General features: G+C 66.4%; 15 protein-coding genes and 2 tRNA genes. 9 read left to right on the forward strand and 8 right to left on the reverse strand.

Translation table 11 applies throughout. From position 1 onward, the window contains the following. Positions 1 to 13: 13 nt before the first annotated feature. The 7 genes from PUN71_RS03170 to ilvD form a co-directional block, all read right to left on the reverse strand. Positions 14 to 769, reverse strand: coding sequence for an ABC transporter ATP-binding protein (locus tag PUN71_RS03170; RefSeq protein WP_043453267.1), 756 nt, complete (start codon positions 767 to 769; stop codon positions 14 to 16). Continuing rightward, the gene (locus tag PUN71_RS03175; protein WP_277797331.1) at positions 766 to 3,564 is read right to left on the reverse strand and encodes an ABC transporter permease; all 2,799 of its coding nucleotides are present in this window, start codon (positions 3,562 to 3,564) and stop codon (positions 766 to 768) included. Before PUN71_RS03175 ends, PUN71_RS03170 begins: the two co-directional genes overlap by 4 nt. A 217-nt stretch (positions 3,565 to 3,781) precedes the next feature. Next, complete coding sequence (gene serA / locus PUN71_RS03180; protein WP_043453271.1) at positions 3,782 to 5,371, reverse strand: phosphoglycerate dehydrogenase; 1,590 nt, start codon at positions 5,369 to 5,371, stop codon at positions 3,782 to 3,784. A gap of 125 nt (positions 5,372 to 5,496) precedes the next feature. Then, on the reverse strand, positions 5,497 to 6,522 hold the full coding sequence (gene ilvC / locus PUN71_RS03185) for a ketol-acid reductoisomerase (RefSeq protein ID WP_277797332.1): 1,026 nt from the start codon (positions 6,520 to 6,522) through the stop codon (positions 5,497 to 5,499). A gap of 82 nt (positions 6,523 to 6,604) precedes the next feature. Beyond that, entirely contained in the window at positions 6,605 to 7,117 is a 513-nt protein-coding gene (gene ilvN, locus PUN71_RS03190; RefSeq protein ID WP_043453275.1) for an acetolactate synthase small subunit, read from the reverse strand. 2 nt (positions 7,118 to 7,119) lie between these two features. Beyond that, complete coding sequence (locus tag PUN71_RS03195) at positions 7,120 to 9,027, reverse strand: acetolactate synthase large subunit (RefSeq protein ID WP_277797333.1); 1,908 nt, start codon at positions 9,025 to 9,027, stop codon at positions 7,120 to 7,122. A 390-nt stretch (positions 9,028 to 9,417) separates the two neighbouring features. After that, entirely contained in the window at positions 9,418 to 11,139 is a 1,722-nt protein-coding gene (ilvD, locus tag PUN71_RS03200; protein WP_277797334.1) for a dihydroxy-acid dehydratase, read from the reverse strand. Positions 11,140 to 11,423: 284 nt separating this feature from the next. Between ilvD and PUN71_RS03205 the strand changes: the two genes are divergently transcribed. The 3 genes from PUN71_RS03205 to PUN71_RS03215 all read left to right on the forward strand — a co-directional run bounded on the left by PUN71_RS03205 (position 11,424) and on the right by PUN71_RS03215 (position 13,965). Continuing rightward, complete coding sequence (locus PUN71_RS03205; protein WP_277797335.1) at positions 11,424 to 12,575, forward strand: sunset domain-containing protein; 1,152 nt, start codon at positions 11,424 to 11,426, stop codon at positions 12,573 to 12,575. A gap of 130 nt (positions 12,576 to 12,705) precedes the next feature. Continuing rightward, on the forward strand, positions 12,706 to 13,776 hold the full coding sequence (locus PUN71_RS03210) for a PQQ-dependent sugar dehydrogenase (RefSeq protein ID WP_502860017.1): 1,071 nt from the start codon (positions 12,706 to 12,708) through the stop codon (positions 13,774 to 13,776). A gap of 113 nt (positions 13,777 to 13,889) precedes the next feature. Then, positions 13,890 to 13,965: transfer RNA gene (locus tag PUN71_RS03215), tRNA-Lys, on the forward strand. Between the two features lie 210 nt (positions 13,966 to 14,175). On the opposite strand, the gene PUN71_RS03220 is transcribed toward PUN71_RS03215, so the two are convergent. Beyond that, positions 14,176 to 14,634 (reverse strand): MarR family winged helix-turn-helix transcriptional regulator, encoded by a 459-nt coding sequence (locus tag PUN71_RS03220; RefSeq protein ID WP_043453283.1) that lies wholly within the window; start codon positions 14,632 to 14,634, stop codon positions 14,176 to 14,178. Between the two features lie 96 nt (positions 14,635 to 14,730). On the opposite strand from PUN71_RS03220, the gene bcp reads away from it, so the two are divergent. The 6 genes from bcp (at position 14,731) to PUN71_RS03250 (ending at position 23,040) form a co-directional block, all read left to right on the forward strand. Then, the gene (gene bcp / locus PUN71_RS03225) at positions 14,731 to 15,204 is read left to right on the forward strand and encodes a thioredoxin-dependent thiol peroxidase (protein WP_043453285.1); all 474 of its coding nucleotides are present in this window, start codon (positions 14,731 to 14,733) and stop codon (positions 15,202 to 15,204) included. Between the two features lie 90 nt (positions 15,205 to 15,294). After that, a tRNA-Leu gene (locus PUN71_RS03230) sits at positions 15,295 to 15,376 on the forward strand. A gap of 230 nt (positions 15,377 to 15,606) precedes the next feature. Next, positions 15,607 to 16,311 carry a fasciclin domain-containing protein gene (locus PUN71_RS03235; protein ID WP_043453287.1) on the forward strand — a complete coding sequence of 235 codons (705 nt, stop codon included), beginning with the start codon at positions 15,607 to 15,609 and terminating at the stop codon, positions 16,309 to 16,311. 177 nt (positions 16,312 to 16,488) lie between these two features. Beyond that, positions 16,489 to 18,156, forward strand: coding sequence for an ABC transporter substrate-binding protein (locus tag PUN71_RS03240; RefSeq protein ID WP_277797337.1), 1,668 nt, complete (start codon positions 16,489 to 16,491; stop codon positions 18,154 to 18,156). A gap of 79 nt (positions 18,157 to 18,235) precedes the next feature. Next, positions 18,236 to 19,738 (forward strand): malate:quinone oxidoreductase, encoded by a 1,503-nt coding sequence (locus tag PUN71_RS03245; RefSeq protein ID WP_277797338.1) that lies wholly within the window; start codon positions 18,236 to 18,238, stop codon positions 19,736 to 19,738. A 68-nt stretch (positions 19,739 to 19,806) separates the two neighbouring features. Further along, positions 19,807 to 23,040, forward strand: coding sequence for an efflux RND transporter permease subunit (locus PUN71_RS03250; protein WP_277797339.1), 3,234 nt, complete (start codon positions 19,807 to 19,809; stop codon positions 23,038 to 23,040). Positions 23,041 to 23,094 lie beyond the last annotated feature (54 nt).

Here is a 23,094-nt window from a genome sequence, read left to right on the forward strand (position 1 = left end):
ACGGAGGGGTGGGCTAGATCAGTTCTGTCAGGGTATCGCTGAGCCGGACCAGTTCGTGGTCGTGCGAGGCCACCAGCACGGCAATGCCGTCATTGGTGGTGTCCTTCAGGATGCTGATGATGCGGTTGGCGGAGGCGCGGTCCAGGGATGCGGTGGGCTCATCCACCACCAGGACCCTGGTGCCAAGGATCAGGGCGCGGGCAATGGCCACCCGCTGCCGTTCACCGCCGGACAGCTGGGCCGGGCGGTGCCGCATGCGCCGGCCCAGTCCCACCAGATCCAGCAGGTCCTTGGCCATGTCGCGCCTCTGGTCCACTTCGCCGTCGGGGACGGCGGGCAGGAGCACGTTTTCCAGAGCGCTCATGCCGTCGATCAGGGCACCGCCCTGGTCGACGTATCCGATGAGGGCACGACGGCGGTCGGCGATTTCGTCGTCGCCCATGCTTTCGAGGGAATCGCCTTCCCAGAAGACCCGGCCCGACGTCGGCAGGGTAAGTCCTGCGCCGACGGTGAGGATGCTGGTCTTGCCGGATCCGCTGCGGCCGGCGACGCAGTGCATCTCGCCCGCGTGCAGCGTCAGGTCGAAGCCTTCGACGACGCTGACGGCCTCGGCCCCGCCCTTGCCGCCGCCGTAGCGGATGGTGATGTCGCGCATCTCCAGCGGGGTGGCGTGGTCCGCGGACTTGACGATGGTGTTCGCACGGGTCTGCAGGGGGACCTCGTTGGAGCCGCTCCGGCGGCTGCGCTGGACGTTCGTCGGGTTTGTCATTGGACTACTTTCGTTGCAATCGGTATCCAGCAAATTACAGCCAGCAGGCCGGCCACCGCAGCCCAGATGGCTGCGTAGGGGGCCAGCAGCAGGCCGATGCCCAGGGCGCCCAGCACGCCCAGGGGCAGGGCCACGGTTCCCACCAGCGCGTTTTCGAACAACCGGACCTGGCGGAGCATGTCCGGGTTCCAGCCCATGGCCTGGAGGATTCCCAGGTACTGGCGCTTGGCGTTGAGCTCGAAGCGGCCCGTCACGAGGGTCAGCACAAGTCCCACGGCCACGCCCGCAAGCGCCAACAGGATGCTGGGCAGGGTGACGCTGGCAGCGGCCAGGCCGCTGAGGGCGCTGGCTCCAGCTGCCCGCGGGATGTCGATCAGCAGGGCGATGAGGCCGCCCACGGCCGCGCCGAAGACGCCGACGGCGACGGCCAGGGCAAGGGTGTTGAACTTGTTCGTGGACAGCTGCCGGTTGGCGAAGGTCAGCGGGGAGTCAACCGGGATGAGCCGCTCGTCATGCTGCGGCTCCTGGTCGATCTCGTCGCGGTGGCGCAGCTGCTGGGCCGCAAACAGTGCGGCGCCGCAGTACAGGACCAGGACGGCCGCGCACACCAGCGCGGTGGCCAGGCTCCAGCTCAACAGGCTCAACAGGATGCCGACTGCGGCAAGGAGCACTGCCCCCACGCCGAATTCCTCCAGCACCCAGCTGCGGATCCGCCGCTGCGTCCATCCCATGGCCCGCAGGGTGCCCGCTTCGCTGCGGCGCTTCCGGATGTAGCTCACGGTGGACGCGCCGGTCAGCAGGGCCGCTCCGCACAGCGTCAGGAAGAGCAGGGTGATGTTGGTTCCGGAGAGCGCCCCCGTGACAGCTTCGGCGGCGTTCTGCCGGACCCAGGACTGATTCACGGTTCCGAGCGCGGACTCCTTGCCGGCTCCGTCCTTCGAGTAGCCGGGGACGAAGATACTGGTGTCCTCGCGGGCCGACCCGGCCACCACGGTGGCGTCAAGGCCCATGTCGCGGATCTCGGCGGCAAGCTTCTCAACCTCCGGCTGGGCGTCCTTCCAGCTGCCCGGCGCCTTGGCGCGGACGCGGACGGCATCGATGACGGCGGCGTTCTGCTTGTAGCCGCGGGCAGCTGCCAGGCCGTAGTAGTCGGTGATGGCGCCGGCGGACTGGCTGGCCAGCCCCGTGGCGCTCAGCGAAGGCTTCAGCTCTGCCTGCGGCACGTCCTTGCCGGCGGCATCCTTGACCAGGGAGAACGGCGTGGGGTCGTACCCGCCCAGCGGGAGCTTGTTGACGTCGCCGGATGCTGCCTCCACGGCTGCCGGGTCGAAGGTGCCGTACACCATGGGAAGCGGTGTTGCGGCCTGCTGCTGGCCGGTGGAGAGGTTGTCCCGGTAGGACCGTTCGTCCACCGGGTCGCGCTGGGTCTGGTCAACGGGCGCGCCGTTGGCTGCCTTGTCCGGCAGGCGGTTGACGGTGACCCATTCGCCCGGCACGGCGGCCTTGTCCACGGCGCCGTTGGCCGCGGTGTCACCGTCCGTGTATTTGGGGGCACCGGCGAAGTCGGTGCTCCACTTGGCCGGCGTGTACAGGCCGGGGTTGAAGTTGCCGTTGTTGCCCAGCAGGGACGAGTGGTCGGTGGAGCCCGGCCAGGACAGCACGAACGGGTCCTTGGAGACGAACGGCAGGTAATCCTTGCCCAGGGACTTCGACACGGTGCCGACGTCCTTGACCACCTTGCCGGCGTCGTCGATTTCCTCGATCTTGACGTTGTACTTCAGGTCCAGGGACGTGCCGGAACGCACGATCAGCGGAACAGCCTGGGAGCCGCTGGTCAGCTGGCCCGTGCGCTTGGCCTGCTGGTACTGGGTCATCAGGGGGGCCCAGTACTTGAGCTTGACGCCCAGGAAGTCCGGTCCCTCCTTGAGCTGGTCCATGCTGATGCCGTTGGTGAACAGCCCTTCCAGGTAGCGGCCCACGGCGCCTGCGTCCCGGGCGTCTGCGGGCGGCGCCTTCTCCAGCGGTGCCAGGAAGTCGCCGGCGGAGCCCAGCAGGGCGCGTTCGGCGGCCGGGTCCACGGCCACGACGGATTCGGTGACCTCGGGTGCCAGCGGCAGGGCCACGGAGAGGTTGAAGAGGTTGTGTTCGGATCCACCGGCGGGGGCGGGGAACTTGATGCCGGTCTCCCCTGCCGGGGCGGCGATGCGGATGCTGCTGCCGCCCTGGGCCTTCTCCTCCACGAGGCGGGCCTTGCCGAGGGTTCCTTCGGCGGTGGTCTTGAAGAGCGTCTGTTCGGAGTTGCCGTCGGAGCTGACCGCGCTGGCGGTCAGGCGGTACTTCTTGGCAGCATCGGTCAGCACCGATTCAGCGGCGGGCCACTTGTCCGGCGCGGTGGCGCCGGCCGCCTGGTCCGCCGTGGCGGTGCCCGCGAGTCCGGCGTTGTAGCCGAGGTAGTCCATGGCGTCGAGCCGGGGTGTTTCCAGGTTCTGGGTCACCCGGGACACGAGGCTGATGGGGGCGGCCACCGAGGTGCCGGACAGCTTCCGGATGGAATCGAGCTGGTCGAAGCCGATGCCGCCGGCACCGTTGGCGATCTCCGGCTGCAGGAGGGCTCCGGCGGGGGCCTTGGCCTGGACCAGGATGTCGTAGAGCCCCCTCGAATTTTCATCAACCGTCCGGTTGAGCGCAGCCTGTGACTGGCTTTGGACGAGGACCGACAAGCACATGGCTGCGATCAAGATGGCCGCGGTCAACAGCAGCACCCTGCTTCTGATGAACCTCTGGACGGCGTTCATGGAACTCCCTGAAACCTGGATTGCGTGCGCACACTTCCATCCGCCCGGGCAGACGTGGAGCATGGCGGACGGATGTGCAAAAGGTATTGGCCGGCCTGCCGGCTACGGTCCTGAATCAGGACCAAGCCATTGTAAGCAGACCGGCCAATCATACGTGGCTCCGCGTGGAGGTACCCCAGCGGAGATGCGGTTACGGCGTTTCGGCCGGTGTGTCGCGTTAGTCTTCCAGGTCCACTTCCCGGACCATCTCGGCGCCAATACCGGCCTTGATGGCGTCCAGCACCTGCTGGGGAACGGAGCTGTCGATCGTCAGCAGGGCAAGGACCTGGCCGCCCTCGTTGGAGCGGGCCACCTGCATGCCGGCGATGTTGATGTTGTTCATGCCGAGGATGTGGCCAATGGTTCCGATGACGCCGGGCCGGTCGGTGTAGGCCACCACCACCAGGTGCTCGCTGATGGGGATTTCCACCTCGAAGCCGTTGATGCCCACCAGCTTCTCGATCTGCTTGGGGCCGGTCAGGGTGCCGGCCACGGAGATCTGGCTGCCGTCGCTGAGGGCGCCGCGCAGGGTCAGGACGTTGCGGTAGGACTCGGTCTCCGGGGTGGTGATCAGGCGGACGTTGATGCCGCGCTGTTCGGCGATGACGGGGGCGTTGACGTAGGACACCTGCTCGGTGACGACGTCGGCGAAAATCCCCTTCAGCGCGGCCAGTTCCAGCACCTTGACATCGAGGGAGGAGATTTCGCCTGCCACTTCGACGTCGAACTGGGTCAGGGATGCGTGGGTCAGCGCCGTGAAGATGCGGCCCAGCTTCTCGATCAGCGGGATGCCCGGGCGGACGTCGGGGGCGATGACGCCGCCGGCGACGTTGACGGCGTCCGGCACCAGTTCGCCGGCGAGGGCCAGCCGGACGGATTTGGCCACGGAGACGCCGGCCTTTTCCTGGGCTTCGTCCGTTGAGGCGCCCAGGTGCGGGGTGACCACGACGTTGTCGAGCTTGAAGAACGGCAGGTCGGTGCTGGGCTCCTTGGCGAAGACGTCGACGCCGGCGCCGGCGATCTCGCCGTCCTGCAGTGCGGTGAAGAGGGCTTCCTCGTCGACGAGGCCGCCGCGGGCGACGTTGACGACGTAGGCGGTGTTCTTCATCTTCCTGAAGGCGTCCGCGCCCAGCATGCCGACGGTTTCCGGCGTCTTGGGCATGTGGATGGTGATGAAGTCGGACTGGGCCAGGAGTTCGTCCAGGGTGACCAGCTGCACGCCGAGCTGCGCGGCGCGGGCGGAGGTGATGTAGGGGTCGTAGGCGAGGATCTTGGTGTCGAAGCCCTTGAGCCGGGCTGCCACCAGGGCACCGATGCGGCCCAGGCCGATGATGCCGATCTTCTTTTCGAACAGTTCGATGCCGGTGTACTTGGAGCGCTTCCACTCGCCGTCCTTCAGGGCGGCGCTGGCCTGCGGGATGTGGCGGGCGAGGCTGAGGATGTGGCCTACGGTGAGTTCGGCCGCGGAGACGATGTTGGACGTGGGGGCGTTGACCACCATGACGCCGGCCTGGGTGGCGGCCTTGATGTCCACGTTGTCGAGCCCAACCCCGGCGCGGGCGATGACCTTCAGGTTCTTGGCCGCAGCAATGGCTTCGGCATCAACCTGGGTGGCGGAGCGGACCAGGATGGCGTCCACGTCACTGATTGCCGAGAGCAGCTGGGAACGGTCGGCGCCGTCGGTCTGGCGGATCTCAAAGTCCGGGCCGAGGGCCTCGACGGTGGCGGGGGAAAGTTCTTCGGCGAGCAGTACTACGGGTTTTGACACGGCTGATCCTCTGCGTTGCAGTCCTGGGGATGGAAACAAGTCTAGGCCGACGGAAAGGCCGGGCTCACATTGTTAAGTGTGAACCCGGCCTCACCGTTGCCATCTATGGGGTTGTCCCGGCCGCCTTAGCGGGCTGCGGAGCCTTCCACGTAGTCGGCGTCCTGCTGCTGCCAGGAGAAGAGGGCGCGCAGTTCACGGCCGACTTCCTCGATGGGGTGCTGCTCAGCCTTGGCGCGGAGCTCCTTGAACTCCACGCCGCCGTTGTCCTGGTCCTCGATGAAGCGCTTGGCGAAGGCACCGGACTGGATGTCGGCCAGGACGGCCTTCATGTTTTCCTTCACCTGGGGCGTGATGACGCGCGGGCCGGAGACGTAGTCGCCGTATTCAGCGGTGTCGGAAACGCTCCAGCGCTGCTTGGCGATGCCGCCTTCCCACATGAGGTCAACAATGAGCTTGAGCTCGTGCAGGACCTCGAAGTAGGCGATCTGCGGCTGGTAGCCGGCCTCGGTGAGGGTTTCGAAGCCGTACTGGATCAGCTGGGAAACGCCGCCGCAGAGGACCGCCTGCTCGCCGAAGAGGTCCGTTTCGGTCTCTTCGGTGAAGGTGGTCTTGATGACGCCGGCGCGGGTGCCGCCGATGGCCTTGGCGTAGGACTTTGCCAGGTCCCAGGCCTTGCCTGATGCGTCCTGTTCGACGGCGATGATGTCGGGGATGCCGCGGCCTGCTTCGAATTCGCGGCGGACGGTGTGGCCCGGAGCCTTGGGGGCGACCAGGATGACGTCGACGCCTTCCGGAGCCTGGATGTAGCCGAAGCGGATGTTGAAGCCGTGGGCGAAGGCCAGGGCCTTGCCGGCGGTCAGCTTGTCCTTGATGGAGTCGTTGTAGATGGCGCGCTGGTGCTGGTCCGGCGCGAGGATCATGATGACGTCGGCCCATTCGGCGGCGTCGGCGACGTTCTTGACCGTGAAGCCGGCGTCCTGTGCCTTGGCGGTGGACTTGGAGCCGTCCTTCAGGGCGATGACGACCTCGACGCCGGAATCGCGCAGGTTGAGCGCGTGGGCGTGGCCCTGGGATCCGTAGCCAACAATGGCAACTTTGCGGCCCTGGATGATCGACAGGTCGGCGTCGTCGTCGTAGAACATTTCAGTCACTTGCGTAACTCCTCTTGAGTGGTTGTAGATAGTGGTCTTGCGGTGCTGCGGTTACGGGCGCGGTCCCGCCGTGGCTGGACGCCTAGGCGGAACGGAGCGCCCGGTCACTCATGGAGCGGGATCCCCGTCCAACGGCCAGGGTGCCGGACTGCACAATTTCGCGGATGCCGAAGGGCTCCAGCACTGAAAGCAGTGCAGTGAGCTTTTCGGGATGGCCGGTGGCCTCAATGACGACGGAGTCGGTGGACACGTCCACCACTGAGGCGCGGAACAGGTCTGCGGCCTGGGTTACCTGCAGGCGTGTTGCGGCATCCGCACGTACCTTGACCAGGATGTGGTCGCGCTGTACGGAAGATTCTGGGGTGAGCTCAACAATCTTGATGACGTTGACCAGCTTGTTGAGCTGCTTGGTGACCTGTTCGATGAGGTCGCCGTCGGCGTCGACCACCACCGTCATGCGGGAAACGCCCGGCACTTCGGTGGGGCCAACGGCCAGGGAGTTGATGTTGAAGGCGCGGCGGGCGAAGAGGCTGGCCACGCGGGTCAGGACGCCGGGCTTGTCCTCAACCAGGACGGAAAGTGTGTGGCGGCTCATGCTCAGTCTTCCTCTTCCCATTCCGGGGTCATGTTGCGGGCAACCTGGATCTGGTCGTTGCTCACGCCGGCGGGCACCATTGGCCACACCATGGAGTTGGGGCTCACCACGAAGTCGATGACCACGGGGCGGTCGTTGATTTCGAGGGCCTTCTGGATGGTGGCGTCGATGTCCTCTTCGCGTTCAACACGGAACGAGGCGCAGCCGTAGGCCTCGCCCAGCTTGACGAAGTCCGGGATGCGGACGGTGTCGTGGCCGGTGTTGAGGTCGGTGTTCGAGTAGCGGCCCTCGTAGAAGAGGGTCTGCCACTGCCGCACCATGCCCAGCGAGGAGTTGTTGATGACAGCCACCTTGATGGGAATGTTGTTGATGGCGCAGGTGGCCAGTTCCTGGTTGGTCATCTGGAAGCAGCCGTCGCCGTCGATGGCCCAGACCACGCGGTCCGGCTCCCCCACCTTGGCGCCCATGGCCGCCGGGACGGCGTAGCCCATGGTGCCGGCGCCGCCGGAGTTCAGCCAGGCGTGCGGGCGCTCGTACTTGATGAACTGGGCAGCCCACATCTGGTGCTGGCCCACGCCGGCCACGTAGACGCCCTCGGGTCCGGTCAGTTCACCGATGCGCTTGATGACCTTCTGCGGGGCAATCAGGCCGTCGTCGGGTTCGGTCCAGCCCAGCGGGTAGGTTTCCTTGAGGTTGTTCAGGAAGGCCCACCAGGTGGTCAGGTCCGGGGTGCCGGACGCCTCGAACTGGCTGCGCACTGCCTCGGTCAGTTCCGGGATGATTTCCTTTACGGAACCGACGATGGGCACGTCCGCGGTGCGGTTCTTGGAGATTTCCGCGGGATCGATGTCGGCGTGGATCACCTTGGCGTTGGGCGCGAAGGTCTTCAGGACGCCGGTGACGCGGTCATCGAAGCGGGCACCGAGCGTGATCAGGAGGTCTGACTGCTGCAGGGCGGTCACGGCGGAAACGCTGCCGTGCATGCCGGGCATGCCGACGTGCTGTGGGTGCGAGTCCGGGAAGGCGCCCTTGGCCATCAGGGTGGTCACGACAGGTGCGCCGGTCGCTTCGGCGAGGGCACGCAGTTCGGCGGAAGCATGCGCCTTGACCACACCGCCGCCAACGTAAAGGACGGGCTTGGTGGAGGCGGCAATCAGCTTGGCCGCCTCCCGCACCTGCTTGTTGTGGCCCCGGGTAACGGGACGGTAGCCGGGCAGGTCGATCTTCGGCGGCCAGGAAAACGTCATCTGGCCCACCTGGGCATCTTTCGCCACGTCTACCAGCACCGGGCCGGGGCGGCCCGTGGAGGCCAGGTGGAAGGCTTCAGCCATGACATGCGGAATGTCGTTGGGGTCGGTCACCAGGAAGGAGTGCTTGGTGATGGGCATGGTGATGCCCACGATGTCCGCTTCCTGGAAGGCATCGGTGCCGATGACCCCGCTGGAGACCTGGCCGGTGATGGCCACCAGGGGCACGGAGTCCATGTGGGCATCCATGATGGCGGTGACGAGGTTGGTGGCGCCGGGGCCGGAGGTGGCGATGCAGACGCCCACCCGCCCCGTGACCATGGCGTAGCCTTGCGCGGCGTGGCCGGCTCCCTGTTCGTGACGGACCAGCACGTGGTTCATGGTGGAGGCCATCAAGGGGTCGTAGGTGGGCAGGATCGCGCCACCGGGCAAACCGAAAATGTCGTCGACGCCGAGTTCTTCGAGCGAGCGGACGATTGCTTGCGAGCCGGTCATCACCGTCGGGGGTACGACGTTGTTCGGCCCAAGGACAGGAGAGACGGCAGCAAGGTCGGCGACGACGGCGGCATGGTCAGCCGTCCGGTCGGCGCGTTCCGGAGCCTTGGCGGCTCCAGCGGACTTGGTGGCCATCAGCGAGGGGCTGATGGGCGATCCTTTGCTCATCGGACTCTTCCTTGTGGATCTTCTGTTGGTTGTGGAACTGGTTAAAGCGGAGGAAATAAAAAAACCCCTCAGCCTGGTGGCTCTGTGAGGGGTTCGCGCGTGACGGTTCGTTACCAGTGGAGGCTAATGTGCCACGCGCTTGGTAAGGACGACGACGGTGCCGGCGGTAACGAAAGTCATGCGTTCAGTTTTCCCTCTTGGCAAGACGGGTGTCAACGAGCGACCACCCAATCTCACCATGTGGACAGAGGAGTCCACGTTGTGATCCCTGGACGGGATCCACCCCTCCAGCCTTACTCTAGCCGACCGCAAAAGGCGGGTTGGCTCAATAAGCGGGATCCCGAGCGCCCCAACCGATGCGGCGGCCCCGCCGCATCGGCTGGGAAGGGATCACACGCCGGTGTAGGCGCCTTGGCTGGCGCTGTGGACCAGCTTGGCGTACTTGGCCAGCACGCCCTTGGTGTAGCGGGCCGGCAGCGGCTCCCAGCCCACCTTGCGGGCTTCGAGTTCGGCGTCGTCAACCAGCAGGTCAAAGGTGCGTGCGGCAATGTCCACGCGGATCCGGTCGCCGTCCTTCACGAAGGCGATGGGGCCGCCGTCGACCGCTTCCGGTGCAACGTGGCCGATGCACAGGCCGGTGGTGCCGCCGGAGAAGCGGCCGTCGGTGAGGAGCAGGACATCCTTGCCGAGTCCCGCGCCCTTGATGGCCCCGGTGATGGCGAGCATTTCGCGCATGCCCGGTCCGCCCTTGGGACCTTCGTAGCGGATGACGACGACGTCCCCCGCCTTGATCTCCCCCTTGTCCAGGGCGTCCAGGGCGCCCTGCTCGCGCTCGAAGACGCGGGCGGTGCCCTCGAAGACGTCGGCGTCGAAGCCGGCGCTCTTGACCACGGCGCCTTCCGGGGCCATGGTGCCGTGCAGGATGGTGATGCCGCCGGTCTTGTGGATGGGGTTGTCCAGCGCGCGCAGGATCTTGCCGTCCACATCGGGCGGGTTGATGGCTTCGAGGTTTTCGGCAACGGTCTTGCCGGTGACGGTGAGGCATTCGCCGTGCAGCAGGCCGGCGTCCAGCAGCGCCTTCATGATGACGGGCACTCCGCCGATCCGGTCGACGTCGGTCATGACGTAGCGCCCGAACGGCTTGAGGTCGCCCAGGTGCGGGATCCTGTCCCCGATGCGGTTGAAGTCGTCCAGGGTCAGTTCCACCTCTGCCTCGCGGGCGATGGCCAGCAGGTGCAGGACGGCATTGGTGGAACCGCCGAATGCCATGGTGACGGCGATGGCGTTCTCGAAGGCCTCCCGGGTCATGATGTCGCGGGCGGTGATTCCCTGGCGCAGGAGGTTGACCACCGCCTCGCCGGACTTGCGGGCGAATTCGTCACGACGGCGGTCTGCCGAGGGAGGGGCGGCGGATCCGGGGAGTGACATGCCCAGGGCCTCGCCGATGCAGGCCATGGTGTTGGCCGTGTACATGCCGCCGCAGGCCCCTTCGCCGGGGCAGATGGCTTTTTCGATGCGGGTAAGGTCCTCCATGCTCATCTTGCCGGCCGCGCAGGCGCCAACCGCTTCGAAGGCATCGATCAGCGTGACTTCCTTCTCGGAACCGTCCTCGAGCTTGACCCAGCCCGGCATGATGGAGCCGGCGTAGAGGAAGACCGAGGCGAGGTCCAGGCGGGCAGCAGCCATGAGCATGCCGGGGAGGGACTTGTCGCAACCGGCCAGCAAAACGGAGCCGTCGATCCGCTCGGCCTGCATGACGGTTTCCACGGAGTCGGCGATGACCTCGCGGGACACCAGCGAGAAGTGCATGCCCTCGTGGCCCATGGAGATGCCGTCGGAGACGGAGATGGTGCCGAACTGCATGGGGAAGCCGCCGCCGGCGTGGACGCCTTCCTTGGCGCCCTGGGCGAGCCGGTTCAGCGAGAGGTTGCAGGGGGTGATTTCGTTCCACGAGCTGGCCACACCCACCTGGGGCTTGGCGAAGTCGTCGTCCCCCATGCCCACAGCCCTGAACATGCCGCGGGCGGGGGCCGCGTGGATGCCGTCGGTCACCACCCGGCTGCGGGGTTTGATGTCGGGCTTGGTCGCAGTTTCGGTCTGGGCGTCGCTCATGGGGAAAGTCTAGGGCTCCGGCGCCCACGAAAACGACCGTGAAATCCCGAAGCGGGCCCGATGCGGCGGAACCGGCCGGGGAACCGGCAGTCCACCATCCGGGACGCTTCCGCCCGCACCGCCTTTCCGGCGCCCCCTGCATGAAGGGCCCTCACCCCGCCACCTGCGCCGTCTCTGCACAGCTTCTCTGCACGGCGACTCTGGACAGCGTCTCTGGACAGCGGTGGTGACCCCACGTAGCGTCGGGGACAGGACACCCGGCCATCTGGATCGAAGGGCTTGCCATGGACATTGTTTTCTGGATCATTCTCGTAGTAGCCATTGCCGCCGTCATTTGGTGGCTGCTCAACCGCAATAAGTCAGCCGGTACCCCGGGCGCGCCGGCAGACCGCACCCGCAGCGACAGGCCCCGCAGTGACGGAGCCCTGGAAGGCGGCAGTGCCGCGGCATCCGCCGCTGCCGCGGGCACCACGGGCATTCCCACGGCAGCGGGCTTTGGCCGGCCTGCCGAGCCTGCCGCGCCGGCCACGGCGGAGGAACCCCTCGACTCGTCGGCTTCATCCCGGCCGGCGGCAGCGTCTTCCGGCAGCAGCACCGGCCGGGTGGAACACCTGGCCTCCGGCCCGGACACAGGCGAAGGCCCCGGCCAGGACCAGGCGGAGCAGGCCCGGGCCGAGGACCAGGCTGAGTGGGAGACCCAGTGGTCCGAGGCCGGCAGCGGCCCCCGCTCCGGATCCTCTGCGACGGGTAACGCAGACGCTGCCCCGGCATCGCCCGGCGCGGCTACCCGTGATGAAGCGGAGCCCCGGGCGACGGCCTCAACGGAACAGGAAACGCAGCCGGCGCCCCGCCCCGTCCACCATGACGAATACACCGCACCCCATGCCCCCACGCTCCCCGGCGCCGAGTCCGCGGCAGTTGAAAGCGCCGACGACGACGGCGGGGCAGCCGCGGAGCAGGCCGGCGGACCGGCCTCCGGGCACCAGGCGGAGACGCCGGTATCCACCACCCCACAGGAACCGGCGGTATCCACCACCCCACAGGAACCGGCGCCACAGGAACGGGCGCCACAGGTATCCACCGGCATCCAGGGCGGTGCCGCGGAAGCTGAAATGCTGGACCGGACACAGTCGTCCGCGCTGGTGGAGAACGGGGCGGACCATAGCGAGCCATCCGGGCAGGGAGATGGCCTCACGGCCACATCGCCTGCCGGGCACCTCGCTGCCGATGAGCCGTATGGCGCCGGCTCCGCCGCTCCCGGCCCGGATGGCAGCGGTCCTGCGGACTACACCGTGAAGGGCAATGCTTCCGAAATGGTCTATTACGAAGAAGGACATCCCGACTATGAGCAGACCAGGGCGGAAGTCTGGTTCGAGTCAGCTGCCCATGCAGAGGCTGCCGGCTTCCGGGCTCCCCGGCGCAAACGGCTCTACTAGGAGGAAGGCCCGCCGCATTGCGGCGGGCCTTCCCTGCTTTCCCCGCCGGCTGACCGGCGCGTTCCGGATCGCCCAGCGCCTGTTGGCCCGGCTTCTGGTGCAGCCGCACCTTCTTCTCTTGTCCTGTTCCATGTCCTGCCTCTGCCTTGCCCTGGCCGCCTGCACCGGACCTCCCATGCCTCCCGCGCCGGCCACGGACAGCGGCACCCCGGGCACTGCGCCGGGAACCGCCGTCGGCCGCCCCGCCATCGAAATACAGGAGCGGTTGGACCTCCAGTTGGATACGCCGTGGTCCGCGGTCTTCCTTCCGGACGGCACCGCCGTCATTTCGGAGCGGGACACCGCCCTGATCAAGGCTGTCCGGAACGGGAGGGCCACGGCCCTCGGCAGGATCCCCGGGGTAGTGCCTGGCGGCGAGGGCGGTTTGTTGGGCCTGGCGCTCTCGCCAGACTTTGGCGCGGACCACTACCTTTACGCCTACCTGACGGCGCAGGACGACAACCGGGTGGTCCGGCTGACCCTCGGCGGCACCGGCGACGGCCAGCCGGCGCTGGGCCGGCCTGAGACGGTGTTCTCCGGGATACCAAAAGCCGGAACCCACAACGGCGGCCGGATCCGCTTTGGCCCTGATGGTTTCCTGTACGTGGGCACCGGGGACGCCCAGCGGCGTGAGCAGCCACAGGACCCGAACGCCCTGGGCGGCAAGATCCTTCGGCTCGCCCCCGGCGGCGCCCCGGCCCCGGGCAACCCGTTCGGCAACGCCGTCTACAGCCTCGGACACCGCAATGTCCAGGGCCTGGCCTGGGACGAATCGGGCCGGCTCTGGGCCAGCGAATTCGGGCCGGACGTGGATGATGAACTGAACCTGATCCTGCCGGGGGCCAACTACGGCTGGCCGGAGGTCACCGGCGCGCCGCACCGTGCCGGGTTCCAGGACGCCAAACTTGTGTGGCCCTCCACCCGGGACTCGTCCCCCAGCGGCCTTGAGATAAGGGAGCACACGGCCTACCTGGGTGCCCTCCGCGGCGAAAGGCTGTGGGCAGTGCCGCTGAACGGCACGGAAGCCGGCAGCCCTGTGGCCTATTTCACAGGGCAGTATGGGCGGATCCGCGACGTAATCCTCGCTCCCGACGGCCGGTTATGGCTGCTCACCAACGGCGAAAACCCTGATTTTGCGCTGATTTTGCGGCCCCTGCCGTGAGCCGGGCACCGGAGGAGGCGCCGATTTCACTTGCACCAAAAGTTCGTGTAGAGTTTCATGTCGTTGCGGAGATCAACGGGAAAGAAAAAGCCCGGGGATGGAAGCGAAAAGATGCACCTCTAGCTCAATTGGCAGAGCAATTGACTCTTAATCAATGGGTTCCGGGTTCAAGTCCCGGGGGGTGCACCACTGGGAAAACAGCCCCTGGTTTGTGGAAACACAAACCAGGGGCTGTTTTGTTGTGTACGGCTGTTTTGTTATGCACGGCTGTTTTGTTGTTCCCTCGTTTTCCTTGTGCTGGGTCCGGTGCCGCGGCTGCCGCCGCGGGCCGGGGGCACAAAGAAGCGCGGCCCCGGTTTTATCAACCGGGGCCGCGCTTTCCTTGAAAATCAGTGGCAGCTACTTTGCTGCGTTGTCCACCAGGGCGCCCGCGTTGGCGGGAGTAGTGGAGAACTGGCTCGCCAGCTCACGGACCACGGCCTTGAGTTCCTGGCGCAGCAGTTCGGGATCGATCGACGCCGATGCGAGCACCGAACGCTCCATCTCCACGGCCTGGGCAACTGCCTCCTTGCCCTGTTCCGTCAGCGACACCACGTGGCTTCGGCGGTCGGAAGTGCTGCGGACACGCGCGATGTGGCCGTGGGCCTCCAGGCGGCTCAGTGTCTTGCCCATGGTCTGGGCCTGGACGCGGACATATTGCGCCAGCTGCGCCTGGGTCATGGGTCCCTGCGCGGCAAGGACCTCGATGGCGATAACACCGGCGTGGGTGAGTCCGATGGCACCGAGTTTTTCATTCCATGAGTGTTCTACGAGGCGCGCAGCAGTGGACAGGAGGCGCCCTGTGGGCCAGTGATCCATATCAGGCATAGCAGCAAGTATAGCCAAATGCCGATTAGCACTCGGTCCACCTGCTTACTAGGCTGTTGTGTCCCGCCCGCAACAAGGAGAAAAACAATGGCCGAAAGACTCGTTACCGGTGACAAGGCACCCGCTTTCACCTTGCCCGACTCAACCGGCAAAGCCGTCAGCCTGGACCCGCGCCCCGGCCGCTCCACCATTGTCTACTTTTACCCCGCGGCTGCCACGCCCGGCTGCACCAAGGAAGCCTGCGATTTCCGGGACAGCCTCGCCTCCCTGCAGGCGGCCGGCTACGAGGTCCTGGGCATCTCCCCCGACCCCGTCGAGAAGCTCGCGAAATTCGCCGCCAAAGAGGAACTGACGTTCCCCCTGCTTTCCGACGCGGACCACGCGGTGGCGGAGGCCTACGGGGCCTGGGGCGAAAAGAAGAACTACGGCAAGACCTATGAGGGCCTGATCCGCTCCACTGTGGTGGTGGACCCGGACGGAAACGTTGCCCTGGCCCAATACAACGTCCGGGCCACGGGCCATGTGGCCAAGCTTCGCAGGGACCTCAACCTGGACGCCTGACCCAGCCGTGGCTGCCCGGGCCCGTCCCGGGGCAACGCTACAATGGAAACTGGCATCCGCCGTCGTACGTTCTACGCCTCCGGATGCCGGGCGCGAGTGGTGAAATTGGCAGACACGCAGGATTTAGGTTCCTGTGCCTTCGGGCGTGGGGGTTCAAGTCCCCCCTTGCGCACAGCGGAATCCCCCGGCTTTTGCCGGGGGATTCCTGCGTTAACCACCCGGCGTCCTGCCACCAATTTCTGCCCCGAATAGAAAAACTCCCAGGATCCACCCATCCACCGCCGCCCACCCGGCGAATAGCCATTGAGACACCAGCCAAGGGCAGGTGCTTACCGAAAGGCAGACTGCACGCCGTGGACACACCGTCCGGGCGGCAGGACGAACAATCCTAGGAGAACTGAAATGCAGACCTTCAAGCGCACCACTTTCACCGTCGCAGGCGTTGCAGCGGCCGCTCTGCTCAGCCTCACGGCATGTGGCGGATCCGGCAGCACCTCCGGCTCCTCGGCGTCGTCGGCGCCGATGGCATCCTCCCCCAGCTCCAGCATGGCCTCCCCGTCCAGCTCCGCCATGGCCTCGCCGTCGGCAAGCTCCTCGGCAGCCAGCATGGATCCGGCAGCCAACCTGGTTGGCCCCGGCTGCGCCGCCTACGCCCAGCAGGTACCCACGGGCGCAGGATCGGTTGAAGGCATGGCCCTCGATCCGGTGGCCGTCGCCGCCTCCAACAACCCCATCCTGACCACGCTCACCGCCGCGGTTTCGGGCAAGCTGAACCCCAAGGTCGACCTGGTGGACACGCTCAACGGCGGCGAATTCACCGTCTTCGCACCGGTGGACGACGCCTTCAAGAAGATCGATGCCGCCACCATCGAGACGCTGAAGACGGACGACGCCCTGCTGAGCAAGATCCTCACCTACCACGTAGTGCCCGGCCAGATCACCCCGGACAAGATCGCCGGCACCCACGCAACGGTTGAGGGCGGCTCCGTCACCGTCACCGGCAGCGGAGACAACCTCAAGGTGGACAACGCCAACGTCATCTGCGGCGGCGTGAAGACCAAGAACGCGACCGTCTACCTGGTCGATTCGGTCCTGATGCCCAAGTAGGACCGATGCGCGGGTAGGCACCCTCCAGGCCCCCCAAAAGGCCGGGTCCGCTGGCAACCAGCGGACCCGGCCTTGGCGCGTCACGCCCCTGCCTGGGACCGGCTCCAGGCCCAGTCCTCTAGACTGGGTCCCGGCCCGCAAGCGGCGGAACCGGCAGCATCCAGAGGTGATAAACGAGTGCCCAGCAGTACATCGCGGCGGACGGTCATCAAAGCCGGCGCCGTCCTCATGGCTCTGGGCGTGACCTCATGTACGGGCATGCCGTCCCCCTCCCCCACGTCCGGGACACCCAGCTCGCCGCCGTCGGAACCCGGCGCAACGTTCAATTTCGGCACCGCCGCCCAGCCCCTGGGACTGGACCCGGCCCTGTCCAACGACGTGGAATCCCAGCGCATCACCCGGCAGATCCTCGAAGGCCTGGTGGGCGTGGACCAGACCACCGGCAAACCCACACCGCTGCTGGCCACCGAATGGAACGAGTCCAACGACGGACGGACCTACACCTTCAAGCTCCGCACCGGGGTGACGTTCCAGGACGGCACGCCGTTCAACGCCGACGCCGTCTGCGTCAACTTCAACCGGTGGTTCGCCTTCCCTGCCGAGCTTCGCCAACAGGCCCCGGGCAGCTCCTTCAAGGATGTCTTCAAGGCGCATTCGGACGAGCCGGAGCTGTCGATCTTCAAGAGCTGCACGGCGGTCGCGGCGGACACCGTCCAGATCGACCTCACGCAGCGCTTCACCGCGTTCCTCCAGGCCCTGACCCTGCCGGCCTTCGCCATGGCATCGCCTGCAGCCCTCGCCGCAGGCAAGGCGGATGTCCTGGACCAGAACCGGGGCGGCCAGGTGATGTCCGCGTTCGCCACCAACCCCGTCGGCACCGGCCCCTTCACCATGGGGGCGTGGGGCAGCGACAGTGTCACCCTGGCCACCAATAAGAGGTATTGGGGTGACCGCGGCCAGATCGCCACCATCAACTTCAGGGCCTACAACCACCCCCAGGCCCGGCTCCAGGCCCTGCTGGACGGCACCATCGACGGCTACGACGCCGTAACGGTGGGAAATTTCGACCAACTGGTCAAGCGCGGCAAGCAGATCGTCCAGCGCGACCCGTTCTCGGTGATGTACCTGGGCATGAACCAGGACATCCCCGTCCTCCAGAACCAGAAGATCCGGCAGGCGGTGGAGCTTGCCATCGACAAGGACACCCTGATCCGGAAATTCTTCATTGACAACACGGCGAAGGCCACGCAGTTTGTGCCACCCAAGATCAGCGGCTTCAACAACGACGCGCCGGAGCTTGGCCACGACCCGCTGAAGGCCAAGGACTACCTCAAGGACGGCGGCTACGCGGGCGAGGAACTGAAGTTCTACTACCCCTTGAATGTCACCCGCCCGTACCTGCCCACACCGGAGAAGGTGTACGCCGAGCTCAGCCGCCAGCTCACCGCCGTCGGGTTCAACATCCGGCCCGTGCCCGTCGACTGGTCCGACGGCTACCTCCGCAAAGTCCAGTCCGCCGGCGACCACGCGTTCCACATCCTCGGCTGGAACGGTTCCTACTCCGATGCGGACAACTTCGTTGGCCCCTTGTTCGGGCAGAAGAACGGCGAGTTCGGGTACCAGGATCCGCAGGTCTTTTCGAAGATCAACCGGGCGCGTGGACTGCCTGACGGGAAGGAACGGGATGAGCTTTATCACAGCATCAACTCCCAGATCGCCGCGACCGTGCCGGCCGTTCCCATCGCCTTCCCCATCTCCGCGCTGGCGCTGTCGGACCGGGTGCTGAACTACCCCGCGTCGCCGGTCTTAAACGAAGTTTTCACGAAGGTCCAGCTAAAGCCTTGACGGGCACGGCCAATTTCAGTATGCGGGCTGCACGGGGATATTCTGTGACAGCCAGAGCCGCTGCAATCGGAGACTGATCGTGACCTTCATTTCCAAGACCCCACACGCCGACGTTGTCCTGATAGGCGGCGGCATCATGAGCGCCACGCTGGGGGCATTCCTCAAGCAGCTGGAGCCGGACTGGACCATCTCGCTGTTCGAACGGCTGGACCAGCCGGGACTCGAAAGCTCCGATCCGTGGAACAACGCAGGAACGGGTCACGCCGCCCTCTGCGAACTCAACTACTCGCCCGCAGCCAAAGACGGCTCGGTCAACCCCGCCAAGGCACTGCTCATCAACGAACAGTTCCAGCTCTCCCGCCAGTTCTGGTCCCACCTGGTGGACAACAACCTGATCGGTTCGCCCAAGGGCTTCATCAACACCGTCCCGCACATGAGCTTCGTCATCGGCGAGGACCACACACGGTTCCTGAAGACCCGCTACGAGGCACTGAAGCCGCACACCCTGTTCCGGAGCATGGAGTACTCCGAGGACCACGCGCAGATCGCCAAGTGGGCCCCCTTGATCGTCAAGGGCCGCGACCCCAAGCAGCGCATCGCCGCCACCCGCGCCGCCGAGGGCACGGACGTCGACTTCGGCGCCCTGACCCGCGAGCTGATCAGCTACATGGGGAACAACGGCGTCGAGATCAACTACGGCCATGACGTCACCGGCATTTCCCGGGCGTCCGACGGCGGCTGGGACCTGTCGCTGAAGTACCCCAAGTCCGGCGAGCACGGCAAGATCCACGCCAAATTCGTCTTCGTCGGCGCCGGCGGCGGAGCCCTGCACCTGCTGCAGGCCTCCGGCATTCCGGAAAGCAAGGGCTACGGCGGGTTCCCCGTCTCCGGCCAGTTCTTCCGCTGCACGGACGAGGCCATCGCCGCCCAGCACAGCGCCAAGGTCTACGGCCAGGCGTCCGTGGGTGCTCCCCCCATGTCCGTCCCGCACCTTGACACCCGCTACGTTGACGGAAAACGGTCACTCCTGTTCGGCCCGTACGCAGGCTTCTCCACCAACTTCCTCAAGAACGGCTCCTACCTGGACCTGCCGCTGTCCATCCGGCCGGGCAACATCATTCCCATGCTGGCCGTGGCCAAGGACAACATGGACCTCACGGCCTACCTGGTCAAGGAAGTGGTCAAGAAGCACGACCAGAAGGTTGAGGCGCTGCGCGAGTACTACCCCGAGGCAAAGGGCGGGGACTGGGAACTCATTACGGCCGGCCAGCGTGTACAGATCATCAAGAAAGACCCGCAAAAGGGCGGCATCCTTCAGTTCGGCACCGAAGTGATTGCCGGCCGCGACGGCTCCATCGGTGCGCTCCTGGGCGCCTCGCCCGGAGCCTCGACCGCTGTCCCCATCATGATCGAGCTCCTCCAGAAGACGTTCCCCAAGAACTTCAAGGGCTGGCAGGCAAAGCTCAAGGACATGATGCCCGGCTACGGGGTGAAGCTGGATGAGAATCCGGAGCTCGCCACGGAGCTGGAACGGGCCACGGCCAAGTCCCTCCAGCTGGAGAGCGTTCGCGCCAGCCGCTGACCCTGCGGGGCCAGCGGCTGGCACCCCCAGGGCATGTACCAGTCACTTAGACCCCCAGGAGACCACCCATGTTCCGGCTGGCCCATCTTTCCCTGGCGAACCGGGCCCTGATCGCACTGATCACGGTCTTCGCCTCGGTCTTCGGCGTGATCACCATTTCGTCGCTGAAGCAGGAGCTCATCCCTTCGATTGAGTTCCCGCAGATCACGGTGCTCAGCTCAATGCCGGGCGCGTCACCGGAAGTCGTGGACAAGCAGGTCAGCGGTCCGCTGGAAAAGGCGCTGAACGGCGTGGAGGGGCTGGAATCCACCTCCTCCACGTCGCGCACGGGCGTTTCCCAGATCACCATGGTGTTCACCTACGGCTCCAACCTGGACCGGGCCCGGAACCAGATCGACCGGGCCATTTCCAACGCCAAGCGGACGCTGCCCGCCGATGTGCAGCCGCAGGCCATCGCCGGAAGCATCAGTGACTTTCCCATCGTCTTCCTCGCAGTTTCGTCGGACAAGCCGCTCAGCGAACTGAACGCCGACCTGCAGCGGCTGAGCGTGCCCCGGCTGCAGAAGATCGACGGCGTCCGCAGCGCCGATGTCACCGGCGGCGCGTCCCAGCACATCGAGATCCTGCCGCGTCCCGACGCCGTCGCGGCCAACGGCACCAGCCTCACCGCCATCCGCGACGCCCTCTCCAGCAACGGGGCACTGGTCCCCGCGGGCACGCTCGAGGACCAGGGCAAGACCCTTTCGCTGCAGATCGGCAGCCCCGTGGACTCCCTTGACGCCATCAAGGCGCTGCCCCTGGCCGGCGCTAAAAACGCCGCCACCATTGGCTCTGTGGCCGACGTGTCCCTGAAGGACGATGAACGCACCTCCATCACCCGTACCAACGGGGCTGAGACGCTGGCAGTGTCGGTGACAAAGAAACCCGAAGGCGACACGGTGGGCATCTCGCACGCGGTGCGGGATTCGCTCAAGGACCTGGAAACCGAACTGGGCTCCAATGCCAAGTTCACCCCGGTCTTCGACCAGGCACCCTTCATCGAGAAGTCCATCAAGGACCTCACCACCGAAGGCCTGCTGGGCCTCGGTTTCGCCGTCGCCGTCATCCTGCTCTTCCTGATGTCCGCCCGGTCCACGCTGGTCACCGCAGTGTCCATTCCGCTGTCCCTGCTGATCACCTTCATTGGCCTCTCCGCCACCGGCTACTCGCTGAACATCCTGACGCTCGGCGCGCTGACCATCGCCATCGGCCGCGTGGTGGACGACTCCATCGTGGTGATCGAGAACATCAAGCGGCACCTCAGCTACGGCGAGGAAAAGTCCGCCGCCATCCTCACCGCCATCCGGGAAGTGGCCGGCGCCATTACCGCCTCGACCTTGACCACGGTGGCGGTGTTCCTGCCCATTGCCTTCGTCGGCGAACTCGCCGGGGAACTGTTCCGGCCCTTCGCCCTGACCGTGACCATGGCACTGCTGGCGTCCCTGCTGGTGTCCCTGACCATCGTCCCGGTACTCGCCTACTGGTTCCTGAGGAACCCCAAGGGAACACCGACAGGAATGGCTGCGGGGTCCGCTGAGGCCCGCCGGACCGCCGCGGAGGCAACGGCGAAAGCGCACGACGCCGAACAGCGCAGCCGCCTGCAGCGCGGCTACCTGCCCATCCTTCGGTCCACCCAGAAGCATCCGGTCATCACCCTGCTGGCAGCAGTCCTGGTCCTCGGTGCCACCGGTGCCATGACCCCCCTGCTCGCCACGAACCTGCTCGGCAATTCCGGACAGAACAGCCTCACGGTCCGGCAGGTGCTCCCGCCCGGGACCAGCCTTGCGGACACAAGCGCCGCCGCCATCCGCCTCGAGGAAGTCCTCCGCGGAATCGATGGCATCAAGGACGTCCAGGTCACCTCCGGCAACGCCCAGGCCGGCTTCGCGGCGCTCACTTCCACCGGTTCCTCGAACTCCACCTTCACCGTGGTCACTGACGAGAAGGCGAACCAGGAGAAGCTCCAGGACACGGTGAGGTCGGAACTGGCGAAGGTGCCCGACTCGGGCAAGGTGTCCGTGGGCACCCAGCAGGGCGGCTTCGGCACCTCCTCCACGGTCGACATCACCCTGAAGGCAGCCACCAGCGAGGACCTGCAGTCCGCCAGCGACACGATGGTGGCGGCCATGACCGGCGTGCCGGGCACCAGCGAAGTGGCGAGCAACCTTGCCGCCAGCCAGCCCGTGGTGCAGGTCAAGGTGGACAGGGCCAAGGCCGTGGCCGCGGGACTGAACGAGGAACAGGTGGCGGGGGTCCTGGCCTCAACCATCAGCCCCATCCCCGCCGGCACGGTGCGGATCGACACCAATGATTTCCCCGTGCGGATCGGCAAGGGCACCCGGTTCACCAGCATCGACGCCGTCCGGAACATCCCGCTGCCCGCTGGCGGCCGCCCCGTGACGCTGGGAAGCATAGCCTCGGTGGACCTTGTGAACGCCCCCGTGTCCGTCACCGCCAGCAACGGTGAGCGCACCGCCAAAGTGTCCATCACGCCGTCGGGCTCCAACCTGGGCGCCGTGAACACCGAAGTCCAAAAGCGCCTGGCGGACGTCCAGCTGCCGCCGGGGGTCACCGCCCAGATCGGCGGCGCCACCACCCAGCAGGCGGAATCCTTCCGGCAGCTTGGCCTTGCCCTGCTGGCGGCCATCGCGATCGTGTACGTGATCATGGTGGCCACCTTCAAGTCCCTCATCCAGCCGCTGATCCTGCTGGTCTCCGTGCCGTTCGCAGCGACCGGTGCCGTGGCCCTGCTGGTGATCACCGGCGTACCGCTCGGGCTGCCGTCGCTGATCGGCATGCTCATGCTGGTGGGCATCGTGGTGACCAATGCCATTGTGCTGATTGACCTGATCAACCAGTACCGGCAGCCGCGCGACGGGCGCCCCGGCATGAACGTGGCGGATGCAATCACCAACGGCGCACGGCAGCGCCTGCGTCCCATCCTGATGACCGCCCTGGCCACCGTCTTCGCCCTGACCCCGATGGCCCTGGGGCTCACGGGCGGGGGCGGCTTCATCTCGCAGCCCCTGGCCGTGGTGGTGATCGGCGGACTGGTGTCATCCACCGCGCTGACCCTGGTGCTGGTCCCGGTCCTGTACCGGCTTGTCGAGGGACGGCGCGAGAAGAAGGCACTGCTCCGGGACCTGAAGGACCGTCCCGAATTCGGCCCCGGCCCGGACGTGGACGGCGAGTTCCGCGACTGGACCACCGGCCAGGTGCCCAAGGTCAGCGGCCGGCGCGCTGCTCCCGGCGGCGCTGAATAGTCCGAGTGACCCGACCGATGCCCGTACCGCACCCCGCGGTGCGGGCATCGGTGC

The organism is Arthrobacter sp. NQ7 (assembly GCF_029581595.2).
Lineage (GTDB): Bacteria > Actinomycetota > Actinomycetes > Actinomycetales > Micrococcaceae > Arthrobacter > Arthrobacter phenanthrenivorans_B.